This is a genomic window from Nonomuraea sp. NPDC051941 (genome assembly GCF_044593615.1).
Genome location: NZ_JBIUCF010000007.1, coordinates 1 through 22,779 on the forward strand (window position 1 = coordinate 1; position 22,779 = coordinate 22,779).

Annotated in this window: 24 protein-coding genes and 1 pseudogene; 18 read left to right on the plus strand and 7 right to left on the minus strand. The window is 67.8% G+C overall.

Features of this window, described 5'->3' with window-relative positions; genetic code table 11:
- On the plus strand, positions 1-417 hold a 417-nt coding region (locus tag ACIHFD_RS14300; RefSeq protein ID WP_397367216.1), incomplete at its 5' end, for a transposase.
- A gap of 82 nt (positions 418-499) precedes the next feature.
- Here ACIHFD_RS14300 and ACIHFD_RS14305 read toward each other — a convergent pair.
- Complete coding sequence (locus tag ACIHFD_RS14305; protein ID WP_397367217.1) at positions 500-799, minus strand: hypothetical protein; 300 nt, start codon at positions 797-799, stop codon at positions 500-502.
- A gap of 302 nt (positions 800-1,101) precedes the next feature.
- Here ACIHFD_RS14305 and ACIHFD_RS14310 point away from each other — a divergent pair, with 302 nt between their 5' ends.
- On the plus strand, positions 1,102-1,566 hold the full coding sequence (locus ACIHFD_RS14310) for a YkgB family protein (RefSeq protein ID WP_397367218.1): 465 nt from the start codon (positions 1,102-1,104) through the stop codon (positions 1,564-1,566).
- Positions 1,567-1,594: 28 nt separating this feature from the next.
- Here ACIHFD_RS14310 and ACIHFD_RS14315 read toward each other — a convergent pair whose 3' ends face one another.
- A complete protein-coding gene (locus ACIHFD_RS14315) occupies positions 1,595-1,807 on the minus strand; it encodes an NAD-binding protein (RefSeq protein ID WP_397367219.1) in 213 nt (70 codons plus the stop codon).
- Here ACIHFD_RS14315 and ACIHFD_RS14320 point away from each other — a divergent pair.
- From ACIHFD_RS14320 to ACIHFD_RS14330, 3 genes are read left to right on the plus strand one after another with little or no spacing between them, the layout of a single operon-like run.
- Positions 1,715-3,529, plus strand: a complete 1,815-nt coding sequence (locus tag ACIHFD_RS14320) for a glycoside hydrolase family 15 protein (protein WP_397367468.1) — start codon at positions 1,715-1,717, stop codon at positions 3,527-3,529. The two genes, ACIHFD_RS14315 and ACIHFD_RS14320, sit on opposite strands and share 93 nt — an antisense overlap.
- Complete coding sequence (locus ACIHFD_RS14325) at positions 3,513-4,364, plus strand: MIP/aquaporin family protein (RefSeq protein WP_397367220.1); 852 nt, start codon at positions 3,513-3,515, stop codon at positions 4,362-4,364. The genes ACIHFD_RS14320 and ACIHFD_RS14325 overlap by 17 nt, the downstream gene beginning before the upstream one ends.
- Positions 4,361-4,498, plus strand: coding sequence for a hypothetical protein (locus tag ACIHFD_RS14330; protein ID WP_397367221.1), 138 nt, complete (start codon positions 4,361-4,363; stop codon positions 4,496-4,498). Before ACIHFD_RS14325 ends, ACIHFD_RS14330 begins: the two co-directional genes overlap by 4 nt.
- 267 nt (positions 4,499-4,765) lie before the next feature.
- On the opposite strand, the gene ACIHFD_RS14335 is transcribed toward ACIHFD_RS14330, so the two are convergent.
- On the minus strand, positions 4,766-5,404 hold the full coding sequence (locus ACIHFD_RS14335) for a TetR/AcrR family transcriptional regulator (protein WP_397367222.1): 639 nt from the start codon (positions 5,402-5,404) through the stop codon (positions 4,766-4,768).
- Between the two features lie 141 nt (positions 5,405-5,545).
- Between ACIHFD_RS14335 and ACIHFD_RS14340 the strand changes: the two genes are divergently transcribed.
- The 5 genes and pseudogenes from ACIHFD_RS14340 to ACIHFD_RS14360 all read left to right on the plus strand — a co-directional run bounded on the left by ACIHFD_RS14340 (position 5,546) and on the right by ACIHFD_RS14360 (position 8,503).
- Positions 5,546-5,836: a transposase gene (locus tag ACIHFD_RS14340; protein ID WP_397367223.1), complete on the plus strand. Its 291-nt coding sequence runs from the start codon at positions 5,546-5,548 to the stop codon at positions 5,834-5,836.
- Positions 5,821-6,054 (plus strand): annotated as a pseudogene (locus tag ACIHFD_RS14345) (cysteine--tRNA ligase); the annotation flags it as partial. The gene ACIHFD_RS14340 and the pseudogene ACIHFD_RS14345, both read left to right, overlap by 16 nt.
- 192 nt (positions 6,055-6,246) lie before the next feature.
- Positions 6,247-6,726, plus strand: a complete 480-nt coding sequence (gene msrB, locus ACIHFD_RS14350) for a peptide-methionine (R)-S-oxide reductase MsrB (protein ID WP_397367469.1) — start codon at positions 6,247-6,249, stop codon at positions 6,724-6,726.
- Positions 6,723-7,277, plus strand: a complete 555-nt coding sequence (gene msrA / locus ACIHFD_RS14355) for a peptide-methionine (S)-S-oxide reductase MsrA (RefSeq protein ID WP_397367224.1) — start codon at positions 6,723-6,725, stop codon at positions 7,275-7,277. Before msrB ends, msrA begins: the two co-directional genes overlap by 4 nt.
- Positions 7,278-8,083: 806 nt before the next feature.
- The gene (locus tag ACIHFD_RS14360) at positions 8,084-8,503 is read left to right on the plus strand and encodes an HIT family protein (protein ID WP_397367225.1); all 420 of its coding nucleotides are present in this window, start codon (positions 8,084-8,086) and stop codon (positions 8,501-8,503) included.
- A 499-nt stretch (positions 8,504-9,002) separates the two neighbouring features.
- Here ACIHFD_RS14360 and ACIHFD_RS14365 read toward each other — a convergent pair whose 3' ends face one another.
- A complete protein-coding gene (locus tag ACIHFD_RS14365; protein WP_397367226.1) occupies positions 9,003-10,340 on the minus strand; it encodes an IS701 family transposase in 1,338 nt (445 codons plus the stop codon).
- 256 nt (positions 10,341-10,596) lie between these two features.
- Between ACIHFD_RS14365 and ACIHFD_RS14370 the strand changes: the two genes are divergently transcribed.
- From ACIHFD_RS14370 to ACIHFD_RS14380, 3 genes are all read left to right on the plus strand, one after another.
- A complete protein-coding gene (locus tag ACIHFD_RS14370) occupies positions 10,597-11,007 on the plus strand; it encodes a hypothetical protein (RefSeq protein WP_397367227.1) in 411 nt (136 codons plus the stop codon).
- Between the two features lie 488 nt (positions 11,008-11,495).
- Positions 11,496-11,723 carry a hypothetical protein gene (locus tag ACIHFD_RS14375; protein WP_397367229.1) on the plus strand — a complete coding sequence of 76 codons (228 nt, stop codon included), beginning with the start codon at positions 11,496-11,498 and terminating at the stop codon, positions 11,721-11,723.
- A 1,173-nt stretch (positions 11,724-12,896) separates the two neighbouring features.
- Positions 12,897-13,412 carry an SMI1/KNR4 family protein gene (locus ACIHFD_RS14380; RefSeq protein WP_397367230.1) on the plus strand — a complete coding sequence of 172 codons (516 nt, stop codon included), beginning with the start codon at positions 12,897-12,899 and terminating at the stop codon, positions 13,410-13,412.
- 467 nt (positions 13,413-13,879) lie between these two features.
- On the opposite strand, the gene ACIHFD_RS14385 is transcribed toward ACIHFD_RS14380, so the two are convergent.
- The 3 genes from ACIHFD_RS14385 to ACIHFD_RS14395 form a co-directional block, all read right to left on the minus strand.
- On the minus strand, positions 13,880-14,470 hold the full coding sequence (locus ACIHFD_RS14385) for a Pr6Pr family membrane protein (RefSeq protein ID WP_397367231.1): 591 nt from the start codon (positions 14,468-14,470) through the stop codon (positions 13,880-13,882).
- On the minus strand, positions 14,467-14,754 hold the full coding sequence (locus ACIHFD_RS14390) for a hypothetical protein (protein ID WP_397367232.1): 288 nt from the start codon (positions 14,752-14,754) through the stop codon (positions 14,467-14,469). The genes ACIHFD_RS14385 and ACIHFD_RS14390 overlap by 4 nt, the downstream gene beginning before the upstream one ends.
- A gap of 485 nt (positions 14,755-15,239) precedes the next feature.
- Positions 15,240-15,887: a GntR family transcriptional regulator gene (locus ACIHFD_RS14395; protein ID WP_350731884.1), complete on the minus strand. Its 648-nt coding sequence runs from the start codon at positions 15,885-15,887 to the stop codon at positions 15,240-15,242.
- A 103-nt stretch (positions 15,888-15,990) separates the two neighbouring features.
- Here ACIHFD_RS14395 and ACIHFD_RS14400 point away from each other — a divergent pair, with 103 nt between their 5' ends.
- From ACIHFD_RS14400 to ACIHFD_RS14420, 5 genes are read left to right on the plus strand one after another with little or no spacing between them, the layout of a single operon-like run.
- Positions 15,991-17,976, plus strand: coding sequence for a beta-galactosidase (locus ACIHFD_RS14400; protein ID WP_397367233.1), 1,986 nt, complete (start codon positions 15,991-15,993; stop codon positions 17,974-17,976).
- The gene (gcvPA, locus tag ACIHFD_RS14405) at positions 17,973-19,298 is read left to right on the plus strand and encodes an aminomethyl-transferring glycine dehydrogenase subunit GcvPA (protein ID WP_397367234.1); all 1,326 of its coding nucleotides are present in this window, start codon (positions 17,973-17,975) and stop codon (positions 19,296-19,298) included. Before ACIHFD_RS14400 ends, gcvPA begins: the two co-directional genes overlap by 4 nt.
- Positions 19,295-20,836, plus strand: a complete 1,542-nt coding sequence (gcvPB, locus tag ACIHFD_RS14410) for an aminomethyl-transferring glycine dehydrogenase subunit GcvPB (RefSeq protein ID WP_397367235.1) — start codon at positions 19,295-19,297, stop codon at positions 20,834-20,836. Before gcvPA ends, gcvPB begins: the two co-directional genes overlap by 4 nt.
- Positions 20,833-22,005: an ATP-NAD kinase family protein gene (locus ACIHFD_RS14415; protein ID WP_397367236.1), complete on the plus strand. Its 1,173-nt coding sequence runs from the start codon at positions 20,833-20,835 to the stop codon at positions 22,003-22,005. The genes gcvPB and ACIHFD_RS14415 overlap by 4 nt, the downstream gene beginning before the upstream one ends.
- Positions 22,002-22,757 carry an SDR family NAD(P)-dependent oxidoreductase gene (locus ACIHFD_RS14420; RefSeq protein WP_397367238.1) on the plus strand — a complete coding sequence of 252 codons (756 nt, stop codon included), beginning with the start codon at positions 22,002-22,004 and terminating at the stop codon, positions 22,755-22,757. The genes ACIHFD_RS14415 and ACIHFD_RS14420 overlap by 4 nt, the downstream gene beginning before the upstream one ends.
- The last annotated feature ends 22 nt before the right edge of the window (positions 22,758-22,779 follow it).

Genomic DNA, 22,779 nt, shown 5'->3' on the forward strand with positions numbered 1-22,779 from the left:
TTCGCCACCGCCGCCAAACTCGCCGCCTGGTCGGGACTGGCCCCGGGAAATCATGAGTCGGCCGGCAAACGCAAATCCGGACGACGTCGTCACGGCAACCAGCATCTGCAGCCGGTCCTGGTCGAGGCCGCCTGGTCGGCGGTGCGACATACCGGCTACCTGCGCTCGCTCTATCACCGGCATGTGATGAAGAACGGCGGCTACCGCAGCAGCGTGGCCAAGAAGAAGGCGGTCGTCACCGTCGCCCACGCCATGATGGTCATCATCTGGCACGTCCTGGCCACCGGCACGCCCTACCACGAGCTCGGCGAGGACTACTTCACCACCCGCAAAGACCCCGAGAAGGAAACCCGGCGGCTCATCGCCAAACTCGAAGCTCTCGGCCATAAGGTCACCCTCGAACCAGCGGCCGCCTGACGCCTGCCTCGCCACTAAACCCTGACCGACGATCACCGGCCAGGGTTCGCTGCCGCCTGCTTGGCTGAGGTGGATTCACGTGTCAGCCGGACGGCGCGTACGGCGGGAAGAGCCGCTCGGCGGACGCGCCCGGCGAGGCCACCTGGCCGTCGTCCAGCCGGGCGGGGCGGCGCAGGATCCAGCCACACACTCGACTGGCCCGCAGCAGCGTCACGCCGGACACCGTCAACACACTCCAGCGGAGCAGGCGCGCGTCGGGCACCGCGACCACCGCCGTTACCGGCACCGTCCAGCCCGCCGCGCGCAGCAGCTCGACGATGCGGCGCGCCTCGAACGCCGCCGCCTTCACCAGCGTGTCGGCCGGGCGTCGGCCGATCCACAACTGGCCTTGGCGGCCGGAGATGCGCGTGTTGCGGTGCCGCGTTTCGAGCTGATCACGATCACGCCGGCCCGACCGATGACCAGATGGTTACAGTATTCGCCCGCGCCCGCGGCAGCTGCCGGTCATGCGGCACCAGCCGCACGGACAAGGCCCGGCCGCGTGGTCGTCGCCGACCGCGTAGCGGTGATCGGCGGTGGCCTCGACACCGATGGTGAAGCATGACCTGATGCTCAGCGTTGGTTGATGTTTCGAGTCCTAGACTGGGCGATATAACCGACGCGTGGGGCGAGGATTTCATGGAAATGCACCGCATCGGAAGAATAGTGCGTAGTGTGGGTATTTCGACCGTTCGGTATGGACTTGTGATCAACCTTCTGGAGATCGGGCGAATAAAATTTGAAGACTACGAGGTAGAAAATATTCGTCCCCTCGTAACCTCAAGCCCTCCGCTCTCGTGGCTTATCGCCAGATTGGGGGAGAAGAAGGTCGCTAGGTTGATCGGCGTCACTGAAATCGTTCTGGGCTCGCTGATCGGAGCAAAACCTCTTGCGCCGAGAGCGTCAGCCCTCGGCAGCCTCGCCGCCGTCGGCATGTTCGCCACCACTCTCAGCTTCCTGGCTACGATGCCCGAGGCGTGGCAAGAGACCCCCGGGGAACCGAAGCTCTCCCTCGCGGGGCAGTTCCTGGTGAAGGACGTCGTGCTCCTCGGAGCCTCCTTGCTGACGGCCGCGGACGCCCTGCAAGCCGCCGGTGGCGCGGGCTCGTAGGACGGACCCAGCCATGAGGATGTGCTGGTCATGCCGCCCGGCCGTCCTCACGCCCCAGAATTCTCGGAGCGGCTTCGAACACGGTGACCTGTGAACCGAACCTGCGGAAGATTGAGGCGAACTCGATGCTCTGGTATCCGCCGCCCACATCAGCCGGGACGGGTCGGCCGAGTGGCTGTGCTTCCCCCGGTTCGACGGGCCGTCCGTCTTCGCCCGCCTGCTGGACGACGAGGCCGGGCACTGGGCGATCCGCCCGACCGTCCCGTATGAGACGACGCGCCGCTACCTACCCCAGACGATGGTGCTGGAGACCACCTTCCGCACCGGGCGCGGCACGGTCGTTCTCACCGACGCCCTGCTCACCGGCCCGGACGACGGCGGCCACCGGCTTGGCGTCGGTGTGCCGCACCTGCTCGCCCGACGGGTGTCCGGCGTCGGCGGCGAGGTGCCGATGGAGGTGGAATACCGGCCCCGGCCGGAGTACGGCCTGATGTACCCGATCCTGTCCGTCGTCGACGGCGGCGTGACCGCCCGCGGCGGCGCCGAGTCGCTCGTGCTGACCACGCCGGTCCCCCTCGGCATCGGCGACTGCAGCGGATACGGCGTGTTCACGGTGCGAGAGGGCGAAACACGGCACTTCGGGATGCACCGCTCGACGCTGCAGGAGACTCCCGCGCGGGTGTGGGACCAGGCGGAACTGGCGGCCCGGCTGGACGACACGATCGTCGCCTGGCAGTCGTGGTCCAGCCTCCACCAGGCCTACGACGGTCCGTGGCGCGACCAGGTGCACCACAGCGGGCGGGTGCTGCAGGCGCTGTCCTTCCAGCCCAGCGGCGCGATCGTCGCGGCCGCCACGACATCGCTGCCCGAATGGGCCGGCGGCGAGCGCAACTGGGACTACCGGTACACGTGGGTACGGGATGCGTCACTGACCATGGGCGCCCTGTGGGTCGCGGCCTGCCCCGACGAGGCGAGCGACTTCATCGCCTTCCTCACCACCGCCGCCCCATCCCTGGGCAAGGACCGCGCGCTGCAGATCATGTTCAGCGTCCGCGGCGAGCACGACCTGAGCGAGCGCACCCTTCCGCACCCGCGCGGCTGGCGCGGCAGCCGACCGGTACGCGTCGGAAACGACGCGTGGAACCAGCGGCAGATCGACGTGTACGGCGAGCTGCTCGATGCGGCCGTGCGCCTCGAACGGCAGATCGGCGACATCGACGACGACGTCCGGCGCTTCCTCCTCGTCTGTGCCGACACCGCGGCCGAGCGCTGGATGGAAAAGGACCAGGGCATCTGGGAGACACGGGGGGAGCCGCGGCACTTCCTGTACTCCAAGCTCATGTGCTGGGTGGCGCTGGACCGCGGCATCGCCCTCGCCGGCCTCCTACGGGCGCAGGAGCGTGTCGAGTCCTGGCGGCGGACCCGCGCCGAGATCCGCGAAACCCTGCTGCGCGAGGGCTGGAACGACCGGGTGGGTGCGTTCACGCAGGCCTTCGGCTCCGACGAGCTGGACGCCAGCGTCCTCATGGTGCCGATCACCGGCTTCCTTCCCGCGGGTGACCCGCGAGTGCCTTCCACGATCGACGCCGTCGCGGACCGGCTCACCGACGACCAGGGCCTGGTCTACCGCTACCGCACCGCGGACGGTATCGACGGCCTCGCTGGTGAGGAGGGCACCTTCCTGTTGTGCTCGTTCTGGCTGGCGCGGGCGCTCGCCATGTCCGGGCAGGTCGGCCAGGCCAGGGAGACATTCGAGCGAGCCGCCGCGTACGCCAACGACGTGGGTCTGCTGTCGGAGCAGGTCGACCCCGGGAGCGGCGAGCTGCTCGGCAACTTCCCGCAGGCGTTCAGCCACATCGGGCTCATCAACACCGCCTGGGCCATCGACGAAGCCGAACGAACCGCACGGGCCGGCGGGGCGGCCGGTGCGAGCAGCGGGAACGGCGATGGCCGGATGGCGTGAGATCACCGCCGAGTTCGTCGGCACGGCGCTCCTGCTCCTGCTCGTCGTCAGCGCGATCGTCGCAGGCTTCGCGCCCGGCTCGCCGCTCGTCGATACGGTGCCGAACGAGGACCTGCGGAGGCTCCTGACGGGCGTCCTGACCGCCACCGCGGCGGCGGGGATCATCTACTCGCCACTTGGCCGGATCAGCGGCGGCCACCTGAATCCCTCGGTCACGACCGCGTTCTGGGTGCTGGACAAGATGACGTCAGGTTCGGCGCTGAAGTACGTCTCAGCGCAGGTGGCGGGCGCGATCACCGGTGCGCTGGCGGCGCTTCTGGTGTGGGACGGCGCGGCGGCCAGCGTGCGGGTCGGCGCGACTGTACCCAGGCTCGGCGGCGCGGCCACCGCGCTGGTCGCCGAGGCCGTGATGACGTTCCTGCTCCTCACGCTGATCCTCACCTTCGTCGACCGCCCGCGCCTGATGCCGTACACCGCGGCCGCCGCGTCATCGCTCGTGGCCGTACTGGTGTTCACCGAGGGGCCGGTGTCCGGCACCAGCCTGAACCCCGCCCGCAGCATCGGCCCCGCGCTGGTCGGCGCCACCTGGACGGGACTGTGGGTATACCTCGTGGCACCGACACTCGGCGCGGTGACCGCGGCGCTGCTGCACCGGCGCCTGTGGGGGGCCGTGGCCTGCGCGAAGCTCATGCACGACCAGGCCTACCCATGCCGCTTCCTGAACTGCGCCTACACCTCACCCGACGACCGCATCCGGCGGCCCGTCCGCACCCGCATCGGCCGGTGGCGACCGGGCGCCCGTCACCCTCGCTCACGGAGGGAGCACCGAAGGTGAAGGCGATCGCCGTATATCCCGGGAAGGCAGACAGCGCCCACATCACGGACGTACCCAGGCCGGCCGCAGCGCCGTTCTTCCTCGTCGCCGCGCTGGCGCCGGGCATGCCGAGCGCGGACACGACGGGATCGTGAATGTGACCACGATGGTCGCCGGTTCGGCGTCGCCGGGATAGGCCTGTACGGGGCGAGCAAGGCCGCGCCGGAGCTGCTCACCAAGTCCTGGGCCGCCGAGTACGGGCCACGTGGCGTAACGCGTCAACACGGTCAGCCCCGGGCCTACCCGTACGGAGGGCACCCCCGCGAGCTCTGACATGCCCATGAGGGTCGCCGCCGTCCTCACCTTACCCACCAGGCAGCACAAAATAAAGGACTATTTCGTCCATATGCGAGAGAAGCTGCTCAGGAGCCCTCATCGGCGGCGTAGGCGCGGATATGGTCGATCGCCATGTCCAGGGAGAGCTTCATGGGGCCCGGGTCGCGGGCCGTCTGAGCGAGCAGATAGCCGCCCTGCACGGCGGCCATCATCCCGGTAGCCAGCCCCGCGGGATCCGCGTCCGGCCGCAGGGCGCCGGAGTCTCGAGCTCTCTCCAGGCCGGCTCGGAGCAGCCCCTCCCACTCCTCGAAGTGCTGGGCGAGTGTCTTGCGGATCCCCTCGTCCTGGTCGGCGAGCTCGCTCGCCAGCGAGCCCAGGGGGCAACCGTACGCGCCCTCACGTAGGGCGACGCGTTCGACCAGCGCGTCCCGCCATCGCTCCAATCCCCGCACGGACTTCAAACGCGTGAGGTATTGCTGGTGCCACTCCAGAACCTCGGAGGCTTGCAGCGCGACGACATCACGCATCAGGGCATCCTTGTCAGGATAGTGACGATACAGCTGTGACTTGCTCGCCCCGCTGGCTGTCCGGACATCGTCGAGGGTTGTTGCGGCCACGCCACGGACATACATCATGTCCGTGGCCGCTCTCAGGATGCGGTTGCGCGTGGCCCGCCCACGCTCGGTCAGCCGAGCATCGTTCTTGTCCCGCGCCTGATCCGCCACGGGATCCAGCCTAGTGCGAGCGAATCCTAAAAACTCCAATTATGGACTTCAAGGTTCTTTTTGGAAAAGCTCTACAGAGAACGACCGCAGGTGATCTCCGGCAGACGGGCCAATCCGCGGGGCGGATAACGAGAGGAGCTCGTGGTCGGCGTGTTCCTCGGCTACATCTCCACTCGTGGCCGGGCTGTGCTCGATCGGGAGCTCTATCTGCCCAGGGAATCGTGGATCGCGTCACCGGAGCGCCGCGCGGCCGCACGCGTCCCCGAACAGGTCGACTTCGCCACCAAACCTCAGCTCCTACGGGCCATGATCGAACGGGCGCTCGCCGCCGGCGTGCTGTTCGGCTGGGTGACCGCCCATGAAGCCTACGGCCACAAGTGTGTACTTGTGCGGGCCAACGGTTCAGGATGTGCCGCATGTCCGGACATCTGAGGTCAGCGGTCGCATTTGATCAACTATGGCGTTGGCTTGAGATCGGGCACGGACTCGATGTGACGCTTGTGCGCAATGTCACCGACCTGGACGACAAGATCCTGGCCGCAAGCAAGGTGGCTCGCATCCCGTGGTGGGCATGGGCGTACCGGAACGAGAGAGCGTTCGCACACGCCTACCAGACAATCGGCGTCCGCGCTCCAACGTACGAGCCGCGAGCTACTGGCCACATCGCTGACATGCTCGAGTTCATCGGCAGACTCGTCGACGCGGGCTTTCCGGACCTGACCCTTCTACCCGAACCTGAGATCGCAGTCACAGCGAGTTCTCAGGAACCCGGGACCAAAACGATTCTCTGCGATGTTACTTCCAGTGACGCCGTAGCCAGCGACGTCAGAAGAGGAGATATCGTGTCGCACGACTACAGCAAGACTCCGGAGGCGCTGAGCCGCCTCGCCGACAGCCAGTTCCGCGTCACTCAGAAGGACGGGACGGAGCCGGCGTTCCACAACGAGTACTGGAACAACCATGAGCCGGGGATCTACGTGGATGTGGTCTCCGGGCAGCCTCTGTTCTCGTCGACCGACAAGTACGACAGCGGTACCGGATGGCCGAGCTTCACCAAGCCGATCGTGGCGGACGCTGTTCGCTCGGAGACGGACAGGTCGTTCGGGATGACTCGCACGGAGGTGCGGTCCACCGGAGCTGACAGTCACCTCGGGCACGTGTTCGATGACGGTCCTGCCGATGCCGGGGGCCAGAGGTACTGCATGAACTCGGCGGCGCTGCGCTTCGTCCCGGTCTCCGAGCTCGAGACGCAGGGCTACGGTGAGTACCGCTCGCTGTTCGAGACGGCCGACACCACCAGCACAGAGGAGCACGCATCATGACCAGCGGAATTCATGACACCGGACAGATCACCCGCGAACCGGGTACCGAGACGGCCATCCTGGCCGGCGGGTGTTTCTGGGGCATGGAGGACCTCATTCGTCGGCAGCCAGGCGTGCTGGACACGCGCGTCGGATACACCGGCGGAGACAACGATCACGCCACGTATCGCAACCACCCCGGCCACGCCGAGGCGGTCGAGATCGTCTTCGATCCGGCGCAGACGACCTACCGTGACATCCTGGCGTTCTTCTTCCAGATCCATGACCCGTCGACGTTGAACCGTCAGGGCAACGACATCGGCACGAGCTACCGCTCGGCGATCTTCCCGCTCACCCCCGAACAGGAGAAGGTTGCACGTGACACGATCGCCGATGTCGATGGGTCGGGCCTGTGGCCGGGTAAGGCCGTGACGACGATCGAGCCCGCAGGGCCGTTCTGGGAGGCCGAACCCGAGCACCAGGACTACCTGATCGCGTACCCGAACGGCTACACGTGCCACTTCCCGCGTCCGGACTGGGTACTGCCCAGGCGCGCTGCGACCTCAGCCTGAGGGCTCTATTGCGAGGGCGCGTTCACCACTGAGGTGATGAGCGCGCCCTCACCGGTTCCGTCACGAACGGCGTCGATCGTGTGCCCGATGGTGGTGTCGTCTCCGAGGCTGGCCACGGTCCCTAGAATGACGAGTCAGTCCTTTCCGCGTTCAGCGCTTGCCCGCCGGAAGTATCAGGTCGAGACGGAAGCCGTCCGGCAACCGCTCCGCGTGGACCGCACAATATCGTTCGGATGCAGAGCGACGCCGACGTGCCTGGCACCCTTGGGGCTGGCATGGGATCTCACGGAATTCGACGAAGAGCTCACCCGCTTGGCTGGTTGGCAGCCTGATCCCGCACAGCGGCTCTACCGCGAGCAGGACTGTTAGTGTCAGGCTGTCCGCGATGTGAAGGAGAGCTTGCAACGCCTCGACAGAAAACGCGAAATTGACCACGCGGATGGAGACAAAGGGCAGGTCTCTTCCATCAAACCAGGACGACGCTGACCAGATGGGAAGAAGTAGTAGGCGCCATATTGTGCGCGCAGGACGCCGACCGACTCCGGCTGGGCGAAAGGCTCACGCGGGCTGGGCCGCACGACCAAGAAAGACCTCGGCGCCTTCTACGACGAGTACATCGCCCTGTTCCTGCGCTACAGCCGTAAGGCCGAAGAGGCCCGCCCGACGCCCGCCCCGTCTACGTCCGTTTCTTCACCCTGCCCGTGGACGAGGAGCGAGGTCGGCTTCGACCACCGCTCGACGGCACTCTCCCCAACCTGATCCGGCGTCGCTACGCTCTGGTTCGATCAAGTGGAGGAAAGGCGGTCATGACCAGGACCTGTACATTTTGCGGCATCGTTGCTGGGGAGATCCCCGCGGAGATCGTCTACTCCGACGAGCACGTGGTCGCCTTCCTTGACATCTCGCAGGCGACTCGCGGTCACACCTTGGTCGTCCCCCGCGAGCACTGTCGCGACCTGACCGACATCGGTCCGGACCGCGCGGGCCTGCTGATGCGGGGTGCTGTGCACACGGCCGCCCTGCTGCGGCGCGCGCTGGAACCGGGCGGGATGAACATCTGGCACGCCACCGGCCCTACGGCCTGGCAGACCGTGTTCCACTTCCACCTTCACCTGCTTCCCCGCTACACCCCCGAGGATCTCAGGCAGGCATGGACGCATCGGGAACTGCCGCTGTCGTCGCTGTCGCCACTGGCCGATCACATCAGAACCGCCGCTGTGTCCTGAAGCGACGTCATTCCGGGCGTCGTCCGCGTGGTTTGCCCCACGTTGACGGCGCAGGGGATGACAGTTGGAATCAGCGACGACCTTGATCCGAGCATGCAGCTCGCGCCGCGAAGATCATTGAGTTGCGTACGGGTTGGAGCACGTGTGGCTGGCTATTCTAGCCGCACACGATCCAACGCCGGGCTGATTCCCGCCACAATCCACACCGGCCCACACCCGAAGACGATCACACCCCGCGATCACCCAGCATTGGAATGCGCAAGGCGTGAATGCCTACGAATCACTGTGATGACGTCGATGATTCTCGGCGTTTCGCGGTTGATCAGATGTGCCCTCGTTGTGTCCTTCAGCTAGAGGCCTGGATGGCGTCGCCACTCGGCCGTTTACAAGAGAAGCATACGAAGAGAGGCAGCGGTCTTGCGGCCTGATCGATCCACCGCGGTGATCACGAGAATCGTTGATGCTGGCAGTGGCTTCCTAGTACGGCAGCCGCCATTCGTTAGTTGAGCTGGATATATGCGGTGCTCAGGCGGGCTCGGTGATGAAACCAGCGGGCGCGGGCTTGATGGCGGCGTCGCCAGGCCGACCAGTGGGCGGCGTGTTCCAGCGTCGGTGTGCGGCCGGTGACGGCGTTGAACAGTCGCTTGACCTCGGCAACCGTCAACGGAATCAGGCCAGGGTCGGCGGGCGGTGCTTCGTCGGGATGAGTGGGGCGGTTGACCTGGGTGTCGGTTCCGTGCCGGGCTGCAGCGGCGGTGACCGCGCAGACGGCCAGGGCGGCCATGACCAGCACGAGGTGTCGCAGCAGTGCCTGGTGGAGGCGGACCTGGGACTGGTCCAGGCCGAACAGGTCCTTGCCGGCTTGGAAGCTTTCCTCCACCGGCCATCTCAGTCCGGCGGCGGAGACGAGCCGGGCCAGGGTGACCGGCTGGCCGGCGGGCACGAAGCAGAAGTGAAAGGCCACCTCGCCGGTGGTGCGGTGCTTGCGGACCAGCAGGAAGTGGGCAGGGCTGGCGGTGGCGATCCACGCCCAGGCGTAAGTGCGTTCGCCCTTGGAGCCGGCCCCGGCTGAGCGGATGGTCCACCGGCGTTTCTGCCGCAGGTGCTTGGCCACGGCCTGGGCGCAGGTCAGGCAGGTGCCGCCGCCGAGGGTGAGGGTGAAGGTGGCGCGGATGCGCAGCACGTAGGCCTGACCGCGTTCTTCCAGGAAGGTGCGCAGCTTGGTGCAGGCGCCGTAGACCTCGTCCCCGGTCACGAAGTCCAGGCGCACGTTGTCGGCGTAGGCCTCGCGCAGCAGGTCGATGGCCAGTTCGCCCTTGGTGGCGAAGGTGAGATCCAGCGGCAGGCCGGTGGTGATCGCGGTGACCGGGTCGCTGATCTGCTCGGCGGGGATCCATTGCCGGGCGCCGATCAGCGCGTGCCCCGCCCTGGCACGCACGTAGGCGAGGTAGACGGTGTTGACGCCGTTGTCGATGCCGCCCGCGCAGCCCATGTGCTGGCGTTTCACGCCCGCCGTGGCTACGCCTTTCTTCTCCTGGCCGGACTCGTCCAGCACGCCGACGGTCAGGCTGCCCGATCGGGCGGCGGCATCGAGTCGGGCGACGGCGAAGCGGCGGACGGTGCTCATCGCGCCCGCGGTGTCCCACCGGGCGTGATTCAGCAGGCGCTGGGTGGCGTCCGGGCGGCGGTCACCGATCCACTCGGCGATCGTCCAGCCGTTGCGCCTAGGCAGCTCGGACATGACGGCTCGGACGTACTTGGCAGCCTGCAGCCGCGGTTCGATCCTGGGGAACCTCGGGGCCAGCGCGGTCATGAGGTCGTCGAGGTTCCGTTGCACACGCCTGGCCTCTACGATGAGGGCAGCAGCCGCTTTGGATCTTGTTCTCGTCACACAGACATGATCACGAGCGGCTGCTCTCGTTGTACGGGAATCCCATCAGAAGAGGGCATCGACCAGCCGCGTTTCATCCCAGCTCACACAGCGAATGGCGGCTGCCGTACTAGTCAAGGGAATACGCCTGCGTGTCTGCTACCGATCCGCATGGATCATCCATCCGAATACCGGGCCTGTGGATAAATGGATAGTCAGCAAAATGCAGGCTGTCGGGAACATGGTTGTGGTGGGCAACTCTGCGGCCACCAAGAAGAAATATAACTACCTTCTCAAGCATTCTCAAATCACTATCCAAACGGCGGGATGTGCCCGCAAGATCGGTGCTTCGGTTACGTGGGGTTGGGGCGCTAGAGCCACAACGGGCGGCCTTGCCGACGGGGATGACTGTAGCCAGGACGAATTTCAGGCCGGCGAGGGCCAGCCAGCCAATTATGCTGACGAGGACATCGTGATGGACTGCACCACGTGGACCTGCGTCTCCATCAAGGCGTACAAGCATAAAGTGAGGGCCAAGGCAATCGTCGCATACAGCAAGACTGACAAGCGACAAAAGTCCAATCGCGCCGAATCGGACTGGCGCTCGTACAAGGGCGGATACAATATTGTGTGACCTGTTGCTAGACTGTGATCAGGTCAAGTAGGCATGCAAGGGCTTGAGCAATATGGCGCTCAAGCCCTTGCATGGTCCCGCATCATTCAAGGAGCTCGATATTGGCGTGGGGCATGCCCTAGATATGTCCGTGGGACATTCCTAAGCGTGCTTAGGTAAGGCTGTCAATGGGCCAATGCGATCACGAGAGTTGATGTAGGTGTGAGACCGACAGGCCGCTTTCGCTCGGCCGGGGGCCTTCGAGACCTAAACTAGGAACCTGGATGTGTGTATAGGTCGCCTCGGCCTTCGGTATGGGATTGGATGCTGCAAAATGTGGCCGTGACATCGCGTTGAGTGAGGCGGCCAGGCTATCGGCTATAGAGAAGTCCGGCTGCTCTTCTGTCGAAGCTGATAACGAGGCCGAGCTGCTATTGTGAAGGCTTAACTCTGTCGAGGGATGGCCATCGGCTTCACAAGGTCCCATCGGGTTAGTATGCTCATGACCCATGTACGGACGAAACCTATTCTTGGTAGCTGGGACTGTAACCCTCTTTTACGTGATCGTTGGATCATTAGAGGCCGGCGACACCGATATGGGAAGATTCGTAGCCCTGGCATTAGTTGGCGTCGGGTTCATGGGCGGTGCGATAGCGATGGCGATTGGCGTGCGCAAGCAGATCCCGCACGTTCCGGAAAATGTAGAGGCTCGACATGATGGAGATATCACCGCATGACACCTGGCGTGAGGTGGTGAAGTTCACCTCGCCTCCGGACGCCGAAGCACGCCTACAGTTCGTCCGCGAGAAGCCTGCAGAGTAGAACGGGATTGGTGCAGGGCATGCCCGCGGGGTTGGCTGGGCTGCCCTGGGCCGACAACAATTCCCGTTCGCTGTGACGAGCTGGCCCAGCCCTGTCGTTCACCGGCCAAGTCCTGCCATACTGGCCAGCTTGAGAGTCTGATCGAGGGATTCATCGCAGGTGATCGGACGGGAAGGGAGTCACGGCGGAGAGCTCCGAGGTAGACGGAGCGTGCTCCTTGCCAGACTCCCGGCGCATGCTGTAGGGCTGCAGAGTACTCATGACCTGGGAAAATCCCGTCATGATCATCCCGACCATATCCCTGGATCATGGTCCTACGGCTGCGTACGGGCGCCCTCGGCTGCCTATCAAGGTCCACCAAGCAAAGGATCTGCGGCGGAGAAGCCGCAGGTCAGAGGGTGAAAAGCCTGATCGAGAAAAGTGCCCCCGGCAGGATTCGAACCTGCGGCACCCGCTTAGGAGAGCGGGAGTCGTTTGGAGTCCAGTATGTCTAGTAATGCGTGCTCAATCGCTGGATGTGGACGGCCACGATCTTGTCCAGGCGGGCGGCCACCCCGGTCCAGGCAAGCGGCTATGAGATCTCCAGGTTGGCGGACATGAACGGTTCTGCCGGGTGGTCAGGTCAGGGGTATGACGCCCTTGCCAGTGAGGGCTTCGGCCAGGTGGTGGGATTCACCGCTGGTCTTGACCATGTGTGCGTGGCGCATGAGGCGGTGGCGGTGGTCTTGGGGATGATCGTGTTGAACTCGGAGGGATGGATGTTGATGGTGATGGCGAGAGGTGGTGTTCGTAGGCGGCGTCGATCGGGTGGTAGAAGGCTTCGATTGTCTTATGGCTGAGCGGGAGCAGGCCGATGTCGTCGACCGCGAGGAGGTCGGATCGGCAGAGCTTGGCGATGGTGCGGGTGACGGAACGTCGGTCTTGGCTCGGCCGATGGTGACGGCCGCAACGACCCCGGGCACTCCAGGGCACCTGTTATCGGGATCGGGCGATCCTCGTGCGCTTCCGCGCTTTAAGCGCCACGTTTTCAGCAGCCTTCGATGATCGTTTAATCTTTTGGGGTGGCGGACATATCTCAAGATCTCGCATTGCCCACTGCCCTGGCCGAGGTGGCTCAGGTTGGCTTCGAGTGGGAGTGGGATGAGGAGGCCGACGAGGCTCGCGGCTGTGACTTCGAGCTATACGTTCAGTTCGAAGAGCCCGATCGGACGGCGTGGTGGTTCCAGCTGTGGACCGGCAACCAAGAGGTCGATGGTAGCGAGTTCCGCTTCTTCGGCGCCACCGGGACGGGTGACTACACCGGCTTCTGGCTGGTACGGCCTGATGTGGCGATCACCGACCAGCCCGTTGTCTACATCGGTTCCGAGGGTGAGCGCGGTGTGATTGCCCGGGATCTTGGTGATCTCCTCTGGCTGTTCGCCGCTGGTCTGGGCCCCGCGGAGGCATTCAGTGATCCCGACTTGCCTGCGGAGCCGAATGAGGCCTTCCATGCGATCGCTGAGCGACACGCACCCGGCCGCCGCCGTGCCCCCGCCCAGATCGTGGCTGCCGCACGAGCAGAGTTCCCGCATTTCTCGGAACTCGTCGATGCGATGTGCCGCTGAGTACGACTCGCTTGGCCTTGGTTCGGAGTAGGGATCAGGGCCGGTGGACACGTCGCTGCCCCGTTCGTCAGGACTTCTTGATCGCGGGGGCGGCCCGCCTGGTCGTGCGCTCCGAGTCACGAAAGCTCATCGCCGCCCTCGCTTGCTCCTACGAAGGGATGATTCCTTACCTATTCTCGGGACAGCGTCGAGGCAGGCCCTTTCTCCACAGGGCTGGATGAGGTGGCGGCCGGGGTCGTCAAGGTCGATCCCTTCGCGTCGGCGGGATCCGGGAAGCTCGTGAGCGCCGCAGGAAATCGGAGCGAGTGACATCCTGGTCGACAGCGTGGGCGCGGCCCTTGAACGGTGGCCTGAGCGTCATCCTCGTACGGGTGCTGGCCAAGGGGTGACCAGCCTGCTCCGCCGGGCCTCTGGAGGCTTCCTTGCCCTAACCGAGGGTGTCCGACGATGCCAGATTCGGTGCGGGCTCAAGCGTCCGCTGGTCTGGTCGTGAGCCGGTGGACGCCGAACAGGACGTAGCCCAGCACCACGAAGGCGGCCAGTGCCGCGGCTGCCAGCGACGCGACTGTCGGCCAGCCCAGTCGTTCAACGTTCAGGAACGGGTAGACGTAGCGGCGGGGCAGGTTGGGGGCGGCGAGCAGCACGAAGGCGCCGTACAGGAGCGGGTAGCCCAGCCAGGCGAACGGGGCGGCCCAGCGCACCCGGCGCGACCGGTCGAAGGCGGCCCAGTCGACCAGCGCCATGACGGGTGTCACGTAGTGCAGCAGGAAGTTGCCCAGCCCGCGCACGCTGCCGCCGTCGAGCAGCGCCAGTGGGTTCGCGAGGTCGCGCGAGATGTAGTTCACCAGGCATGTGACCAGCAGGTATAAGGTCACCGCGCCTTTGACGTCGGGGGAGGCCGACCGGCTGCGGTAGGAGATCAGCCGCCAGCCGTAGTAGAGCGCGAGCATGACGTTGCTCTGCACTGTGAAGTACGCCCAGGGGCGACCGATTGACGTCGCCAGGCATGCCAGGCCCGCCACGGTCGCCGTGAGCAGCAGGATCCGCCACGCTGTCATCCCGTCTTCGTCCTCCGTGGCCAGAGCGTGTGCGCGGTCCGGGTTGTTGCGGAGCCCACCGTGTACCGGAAGGGCTTGGGCGGGTTGAACGTGCTGTCCAGCAGTGGTCGCAGCGTGGCCGGGATATCGCTGAGCTGGGTGAACTCGATCATCCAGCCAGTGCCGGCCGCCACCCAGGGTTTCGCTTTGGGAAGGAGGGGCGGCGTCACCAGCGTGTAGATCAGCGCAGTGCAGGGGGCGTTGCCCGCGTACTTTGATGCGATGAGAGCGGGCAGGCGGGGCATCAGATCACGTTAGCGCTCAGAGCGATTGCGGGACACCTCCGCTCGCCTGCTCATAAGGGTGTCGCTGTCGAGTTGGTGGGCGTGGGCGTGCTACGTGCAGCGCCGCCTGCGTTCTCTGCCCTCGCCTGATTCTCGAGGTCGGCTATCTGCTGGTCTGGCAGAAGCTGACGGCGTTGCTGACCGCCCTGCCCATCGTGACACCCATCACCAAAGCCCCGCGCGACGCCGACGCGCCGACTGTTTGAGATGCCGACATGGCGAACTGGACCGGCCGGCGGCGGTGTCGCTGCCGGCCGTGAACGGCAGGCCCGCCGCCGTGGTGCTGACCGGGCGCCAAGACTACGCCCCGTCGACCGGCTGGTGCGGCTGGTGGAACGGGGTGCGGGGATTGTGCCGCTGGGATGAGCGGTGGGCGGATGAGAGAGGGAGACGCGGGCCGGGGGTCGGGTGTTCGTGGCGACGGTGCCGGCGTGCGTGCCTGGGGCCTAATCGGCTGAGGGGATACGGGACATCATGCGTTCCATGCCGTTGACCCAGTTGTCGCGCAGGGCCTGTGCGGCCTTGGGGAGGTCTCCGGCGATGAGGAGCTCGGCCACCAGGCGGTGCTCGGTCGCCTCCCGTTCGAGCGGAGTGTCGTCGCCCGCCAGCAGGTGGGCGTAGCGGCGCATCCCCGCCTTGACGCTGGTGATGAGGTCGAGCAGGCGCTCGTTGCGGCAGCCGCTCAGCAGCAGGTCGTGCCACTCGTCGTCGTGACGCTCTATCTCCTGCTGCTCCGCGATCCGGTCGGGGAACGCCTGGGCCATCGTCAGCAGCTCGGGCGCGATGCGGCGCAGGTGGTCGGGGTCGGAGCAGTCGAGTGCGAGCGACTCCAGCGCCGCGACGATCTCGCACAGCTCCCGGAACTCCTTGCGGCTCACCGGCGCGAACCTGAAGCCGCGGCCCTGGTTGCTCTCCAGCACGCCCTCGCCCGCGAGGGTGATGAGGGCCTCGCGCAGGGGGGTGCGGCTGACGCCCAGCTCCGCGGCCAGCGCGGCCTCGTTGACGTCGGTGCCCGCGACGAAGTCGCCCCGATCGAGCCTGGTCAGCAGCTCTTCCCTGATCTGCTCGCGAAGCGGTCGCCGCTCGATGGGCATGAGGCTCCTTCGGTTTTCGGCCGGGCCAAGCTTACCGCTTGACGCGATACAAAATACTGCACTATGAATTCTGAATACAAAATATCACGAGGAGGGAGCGGGAGTGAGCCTGACGCGCGTGCCGGGGCTGCTGTTCGGTGGCGACTACAACCCCGAGCAGTGGCCCGAGGAGGTCTGGGCCGAGGACATGCGGCTCATGGCCGAGGCCGGGGTGACCATGGTCACCGTCGCGGTCTTCTCATGGTCGCGGCTGGAGCCGCGGCCCGGCGCGTACGACTTCGGCTGGCTCGACCGCGTCCTGGACCTGCTGCATGAGCACGGCATCGCGGCCGACCTCGCCACCGCGACCGCGACCCCGCCGCCGTGGCTGGTCCGTGAGCACCCGGAGGTCATGCCGGTCGACGCGCAGGGGGTGCGGCTGGAGTTCGGCTCGCGCCAGGGTTACTGCCCCAGCTCGCCGGTCTTCCGCGAGCACGCCGTGCGGCTGGCCACCGCCATGGCCGAGCGGTACGGCGGCCACCCTGCCCTGGCCATGTGGCACGTCGGCAACGAGTACGCCGACCATACGCTGGAGTGCTTCTGCCCGGAGTCGGCCCGGCACTTCCGCGCCTGGCTGGAGGCCCGCCACGGCACGATCGAGTCGCTGAACGCCGCCTGGGGCACGTCCTGCTGGGGCCAGCACTACACCGCGTTCGGTCAGGTCGAGCCGCCGCGCAAGGCGCCAGGGCCGATCAACCCGGCTCAGCTCCTCGACTGGCGCCGGTTCTGCAGCGACGCGCTCCTGGAGCTGTTCACGGCCGAGCGTGACGTGCTGCGCGTGATGACCCCGGACGTTCCCGTCACCACGAACTTCATGAGCATCCTGCACGGCCTCGACTACTGGGCATGGGCCGAGGCCGAGGACCTGGTGAGCGACGACGCCTACCCCGACCCGGCCGACCCGGAGTCGCACGTGGCGGTCGCGCTCAGTTACGACCTGATGCGCTCGCTCAAACGGCGCCCCTGGCTGCTGCTGGAGTCGGCGCCGTCGGCGGTGTCGTGGCGCGAGGTGAACGTCCCCAAACCGCCCGGCATGATGCGGCTGCACAGCCTTCAGGCGCTGGCGCACGGCGCCGACGGCGTGATGTTCTTCCAGTGGCGTCAGGCCAGGTACGGCCCGGAGAAGTTCCACTCGGCACTCCTCCCGCACGGCGGCACGCGCACGCGCGGCTGGCAGGACACCCTCCGCCTCGGCTCCGACCTGCGGCGACTCGCGGAGGTCGCGGGCACGGACACGCAGGCCGAGGTGGCACTCGTGCTCGGCTGGGACAGCTGGTGGGGCCTGGAGGCGCCGGAGTCGATGCCGTCCGACCGGCTCAAGCTCAAGGACCTGCTGCTCGCCTGGTACGCGCCCCTGCACGCCCGCGGCATCACGGTCGATCTCGCGCCGCCGGACCGCGACCTGTCCGGCTACCGCGTGGTGATCGTCCCGAACCTCTACCTGTGCACACCCGAGCAGGCCGGGAGGCTGGCGTCGGTCACCGGAGAGCTGGTGATCGGCCCGTTCAGCGGTGTCGTGGACGTCACCGACCGCGTCCATGACGGCGGCGCGCCCGGCCCGCTGCGCGACCTGCTCGGCGTCGCGATCGACGAGTTCTGGCCCCTCGCCGATGGTGCGACCCAGCGGGTGCGGTACGCGGGGGGCGCCGGCGGCGTGGCCAGGACCTGGACGGAGTGGGTGCGCCTCGGCAGCGACGACCGACACGGTGACGGCCCCGCGGTGGTGCTGGCCGCGTACGAGGGCGGTGATCTCGACGGCCTGCCCGCGATCACCCGCAGGGGCAACGTCACCTACGTCAGCTGCCTGCTCGACGACACGACCCCCGTGCTCGACCAGGTGCTCGGCGGCGTCGCGGCCGTCGAGGTGCCCGCGGGCGTGGAGGCGGTCCGCCGCGGGCGCCACCTCTTCCTGCTCAACCACACGACCACCCCGCAGCGGGTCACCCTGCCGTACCCCGGCACGGACCTGCTCACCCAGACCGGCCTGCGCGGCGACATCGAGCTCGCCGCGCGCGACGCCGTAGTGCTCAGGATCGAAGGAGACACGTGACGCACCCGTACATCCCGAACGCCGAACCCGGCGTGCGGGCCGAGATGCTCGCCGCGATCGGCGCGTCGAGCGTCGAGGACTTCTACGCCGACATCCCCTCCGAGCTGCGCCTGGCCCGGCCGCTCGACCTGCCCGCGCCGTTCACGGCCGAGCACGACCTGGTACGCCACATGAAGGGCTTGCTGGACCGCGTCACCGACACGGAGCAGGCGCTGAGCTTCCTCGGCCACGGCTGCTACCCGCACCACGTCCCGGCCGTGTGCGACGAGGTGAACGGGAGGAGCGAGTTCCTCACCGCGTACGCGGGGGAGCCGTACGAGGACCACGGCCGTTTCCAGGCCCTGTTCGAGTACGTCAGCATGATGGGCGAACTGCTGGAGATGGACGTCGTCAACGTCCCGACCTACGACGGCTTCCAGGCGGCCGGCACCGCCCTGCGCATGGCGTGCCGCTACACCGAGCGCTCGAAGGTCTGCGTCAGCGCCGCCATCACCGCCGACAAACTGAGCAAGCTGCGCGACTTCCTCGCCCCGGACGTCGAGATCGTCCTGGCCGAGGTGGGGGAGGGCGGCGAGATCGCGGTCGAGGCGTTCGACGACTCCTACGCCGCGATCTACCTGGAGACCCCGAACGTCTACGGCGTCGTGGAGACCCGCGGTCGCGAGCTGGCGGACCTGGCCCACGCGCACGGCGCGCTGCTCGTGGTCGGCGCCGACCCGATCTCCCTCGGTGTGCTCGCCCCGCCCGCGTCCTACGGCGCGGACATCGTCTGCGGCGACATCCAGTCGCTCGGCATGCACCAGAGCTACGGCGGCGGCCACGCCGGCTACATCGCCACGCATGACCACGAGCCACTGGTCGCGGAGTTCCCGTCCCGGCTGTTCGGCATCGCGCCGACGAAGGTGCCCGGCGAGTACGGCTTCGGCGACGTCTACTACGACCGCACCTCCTTCGCGCACCGCGAGGAGGGCAAGGAATGGGTCGGCACCGCCGCCGCCCTCTGGGGCATCACGGCCGGGGTCTACCTGGCGCTCATGGGCCCCCAGGGCATGCGCGACCTGGGCGAGACGATCCTGGCCCGCACCCGCTACGCCATGGACGCCCTGGCCGCGTCGGTCACGGTGCGGCACCGCGACGCGATCCACTTCCGCGAGTTCGCCATCGAGGTGCCGTCCAGCGCGGCCCTGCTCGACGGGCTGCGCGAGCGCGGCATCTACGGCGGTGTCCCGCTCGACGACCGCACGGTCCTGGTCTGTGTGACCGAACGCCACTCCATCGCAAACATCGACCGGCTCGCCGCAGCCGTACAGGAGACGCTGTGAACACCACGGAGTCCTTCGCCGAGCTCCCCGTCGCGCCGAAGCCGCCGCTGCGCCGCTTCCACCAGGCGCGCTGGGACGAGCCGATCATCTTCGAGCTGTCGGCGCCCGGCCGCCGCGGCCTCGCCGTGCCCGAGCCCGGCGCGCCCCGCGTCGAGCTGCCGGACTCCGTGGGCCGCGCGCAGCCGCCGAAGCTGCCCGAGATGTCCCAGCTGCACGTGCTGCGGCACTACCTGCGGCTGTCGCAGGAGAACCTGGGCGTCGACCTCAACATCGACGTCGGGCAGGGCACCTGCACGATGAAGTACAGCCCCAAGGTCAACGACAGGTTCGCCGCCGCCATCGCCGAGCTGCACCCGCTCCAGCACGAGGACACCGTGCAAGGCGTGCTGGAGATCTACTGGCGGCTCGAACGCATGCTGGCGGAGATCTCCGGCATGGCGCGGGTCTCGCTCCAGCCGGGCTCCGGATCGGCGGCCATCTACGCCAACATCGCCATGATCCGCGCGTACCACGCGGCCCGCGGCGAGGCGGGTCGCGACCAGGTGATCACCACGATGTTCTCCCACCCGTCGAACGCGGCCTGCGCCAAGACCGCGGGCTACGAGGTCATCACCCTGATGCCGGACGCCGACGGCCTGCCCGACATCGAGGCGCTGCGCGCCGCAGTCGGCCCGCGCACCGCCGCACTGATGATCACCAACCCGGAGGACACCGGTATCTTCAACCCCCGGATCAGGGAGTTCGTGGACCTGGTGCACGAGGCGGGCGGCCTGGCCTGCTACGACCAGGCCAACGCCAACGGCATCCTCGGCATCACCCGCGCCCGCGACGCCGGATTCGACCTGTGCCACTTCAACCTGCACAAGACGTTCTCCACGCCGCACGCCTGCGGCGGCCCAGCGGCGGGGGCGTGCGGTGTCTCCGAGGACCTGGCGCCGTTCCTGCCCGGCCCGATCGTCGCCATCGACGGCGAGTCCTACCGCCTGGAGACGCCGCCCGCCTCCATCGGCAAGGTGCGGCCGTTCCTCGGCGTCACCCCGAACATCGTGCGCGCCTACGCCTGGATCATGGCGCTCGGCGCCGAGGGCCTGCGGCAGGTCGCCGAGACGGCCGTGCTCAACAACAACTACCTGATGCACAAGATCCTGCAGATCCCGGGCGCGTCCGCGCCGTGGGACCGGCGCAGGGTCGAGCAGGTGCGCTACTCGTGGCAGGAGCTGTCTGAGCAGACCGGGGTGCACTCGGAGGAGATCGGCGTCAGAGCGGCCGACTTCGGGGTGCACTACTGGACCAGCCACCACCCGTACGTGGTGCCCGAGCCGTTCACGCTGGAGCCCACGGAGTCGTACTCGAGGGAGGACCTCGACGAGTACGCGCTCATCCTGGCGCACGTGGCCGACGAGGCGCGGCGGGATCCCGAGTTCGTCAAGGGCGCGCCGTACAACCAGTCCGTCCACAAGATCGACATGACGTCGCTCGACGACCCCAAGGAGTGGGCGCCCACCTGGCGCGCCTACGTCCGCAAGCACCTGTCATGACGGGCGCGGCGGTGGTCGGGCTGGTCGTCAACCCGGTCGCCGGGCTCGGCGGCGCGGCCGGGCTCAAAGGCAGCGACGGCGTGGAGGTGCAGCGCGCGGCCCTGGCCATGGGCGCGACGCCCCGGGCCGGCGAGCGGGCGGCGCGGGCCGTCCGCACGCTGACGGCCCGCCGTCCCGGGACACGGGTCCTGACCGTGCCGGGCCGGATGGGCGAGGACAGCGTGCGCGCCTCCGGGGCCCCGTACGACCTGGTCCGGCCGCCGTCCGGCGGGTCCGCCGGGACGAGCGCGGAGGACACGCGGCGCGCCGTGGCCGCCCTGGCGGGGGTGGATCTGCTGCTGTTCGCGGGTGGCGACGGGACGGCGCGCGACGTGCTCGACGCGGTCCGCGCGCTCGGCGGCCAGGCGCCGCCCGTGCTGGGCGTCCCGGCCGGGGTGAAGGTGTACTCCGGCTGTTTCGCCGTCAGCCCGGCCGCCGCCGGATTCGTCGCGGCGGAGTTCGACCCGGCGCGTACGGCCGAGGCCGAGGTGGTGGATCTCGACGAGGACGCCTACCGCCGCGGCCTGGTCAGCCCCCGGTTGTACGGCAGCCTGCGCGTCCCCGCCGCCCGCGCCGCGCTGTCGGGGCGCAAGTCCGGATCGTCAGGCGTGGAGCCCGCCACCGCCGAGGGGGTCGCACGGGAGGTCGTGGCCAGAATGCGGCCCGGCGTCCGATACGTCCTCGGGCCTGGCGCCACCACGCGGGCCGTCGGCCGCGCGCTGGGCCTCGCCACCACGCTGCTCGGCGTGGACGTGGTCGAACGCCTCCACGAGGGCGGCCGCCTGGTGGCGGCGGATGTCGCGGAGGCCGAGCTGTTCGGCCTGGTCAGCGGCAGGGAGTCGGCGCTGGTTCTGTCGGTCATCGGCGGGCAGGGGTTCGTGCTGGGACGCGGGAACCAGCAGGTGTCGCCCCGGGTGCTCGACGCGGTGCTCGATGGGGGCGACTCCGGACGGCTCCTCGTCCTGGCCACCCAGCAGAAGCTCGCGTCGCTGAAAGGACGGCCGCTGCTGGCCGACAGCGGTGACGAGGACCTCGACAAGAAGCTCGGCGGGCACGTCCAGGTGATCACTGGATACCGCGAAAGCACGATTTATCGCATTTGTGCGGCAAGTGAGGAGTTCGACGGATGAAGACGCTCGACGGAAAGGTCGCGATCGTCACGGGCGGCGCCTCGGGCATCGGGCGGGCCACCGCCCTGCTCTTCGCCAGGGAGGGTGCCCGGGTGGTGGTCGCCGACATCGACGCGGCCGGCGCGGACGCCACCGTGGCGCGGATCGCCGAGGAGGCGGGAGACGCGATCGCGGTGCAGGCCGACGTCTCCGACCCCGAGGACTGCCGGCGCGTCGTCGGCGCCGCCGTCGAGACCTTCGGCGGCCTGCACGTCCTGTTCAACAACGCGGGCATCATCCGCCGCACCACCGCGCTCGACCTCGACGTCGAGGAGTGGGACCGCGTCATGGCGGTCAACGTCCGCTCGGTCTTCCTCATGTGCAAGCACGCCATCCCCGCGATGACCGACGGCGGCTCGATCGTGAACACGGGCTCCGGATGGGGCCTCAAGGGCGGCGGCAACGCCATCTCGTACTGCGCCTCCAAGGCCGCCGTGGTGAACATGACCCGCGCGCTCGCCATCGACCACGCCAAGGCCGGCATCCGGGTCAACTCCGTCAACCCCGGCGACACCGACACGCCCATGCTGCGCGACGAGGCCCGCCAGCTCGGCGAGGACTGGGCCGCCTTCCGGTCCGACGCGGCGGACCGGCCGATGGGCCGCGCGGGCACCCCGGACGAGATCGCCCAGGCCGTGCTCTTCCTGGCCGGTGACGCGGCCAGCTACATCACCGGCTCCGCCCTCGTCGTCGACGGCGGCGGGCTCGCCTGACCCACACCCCCCCACGCAACCC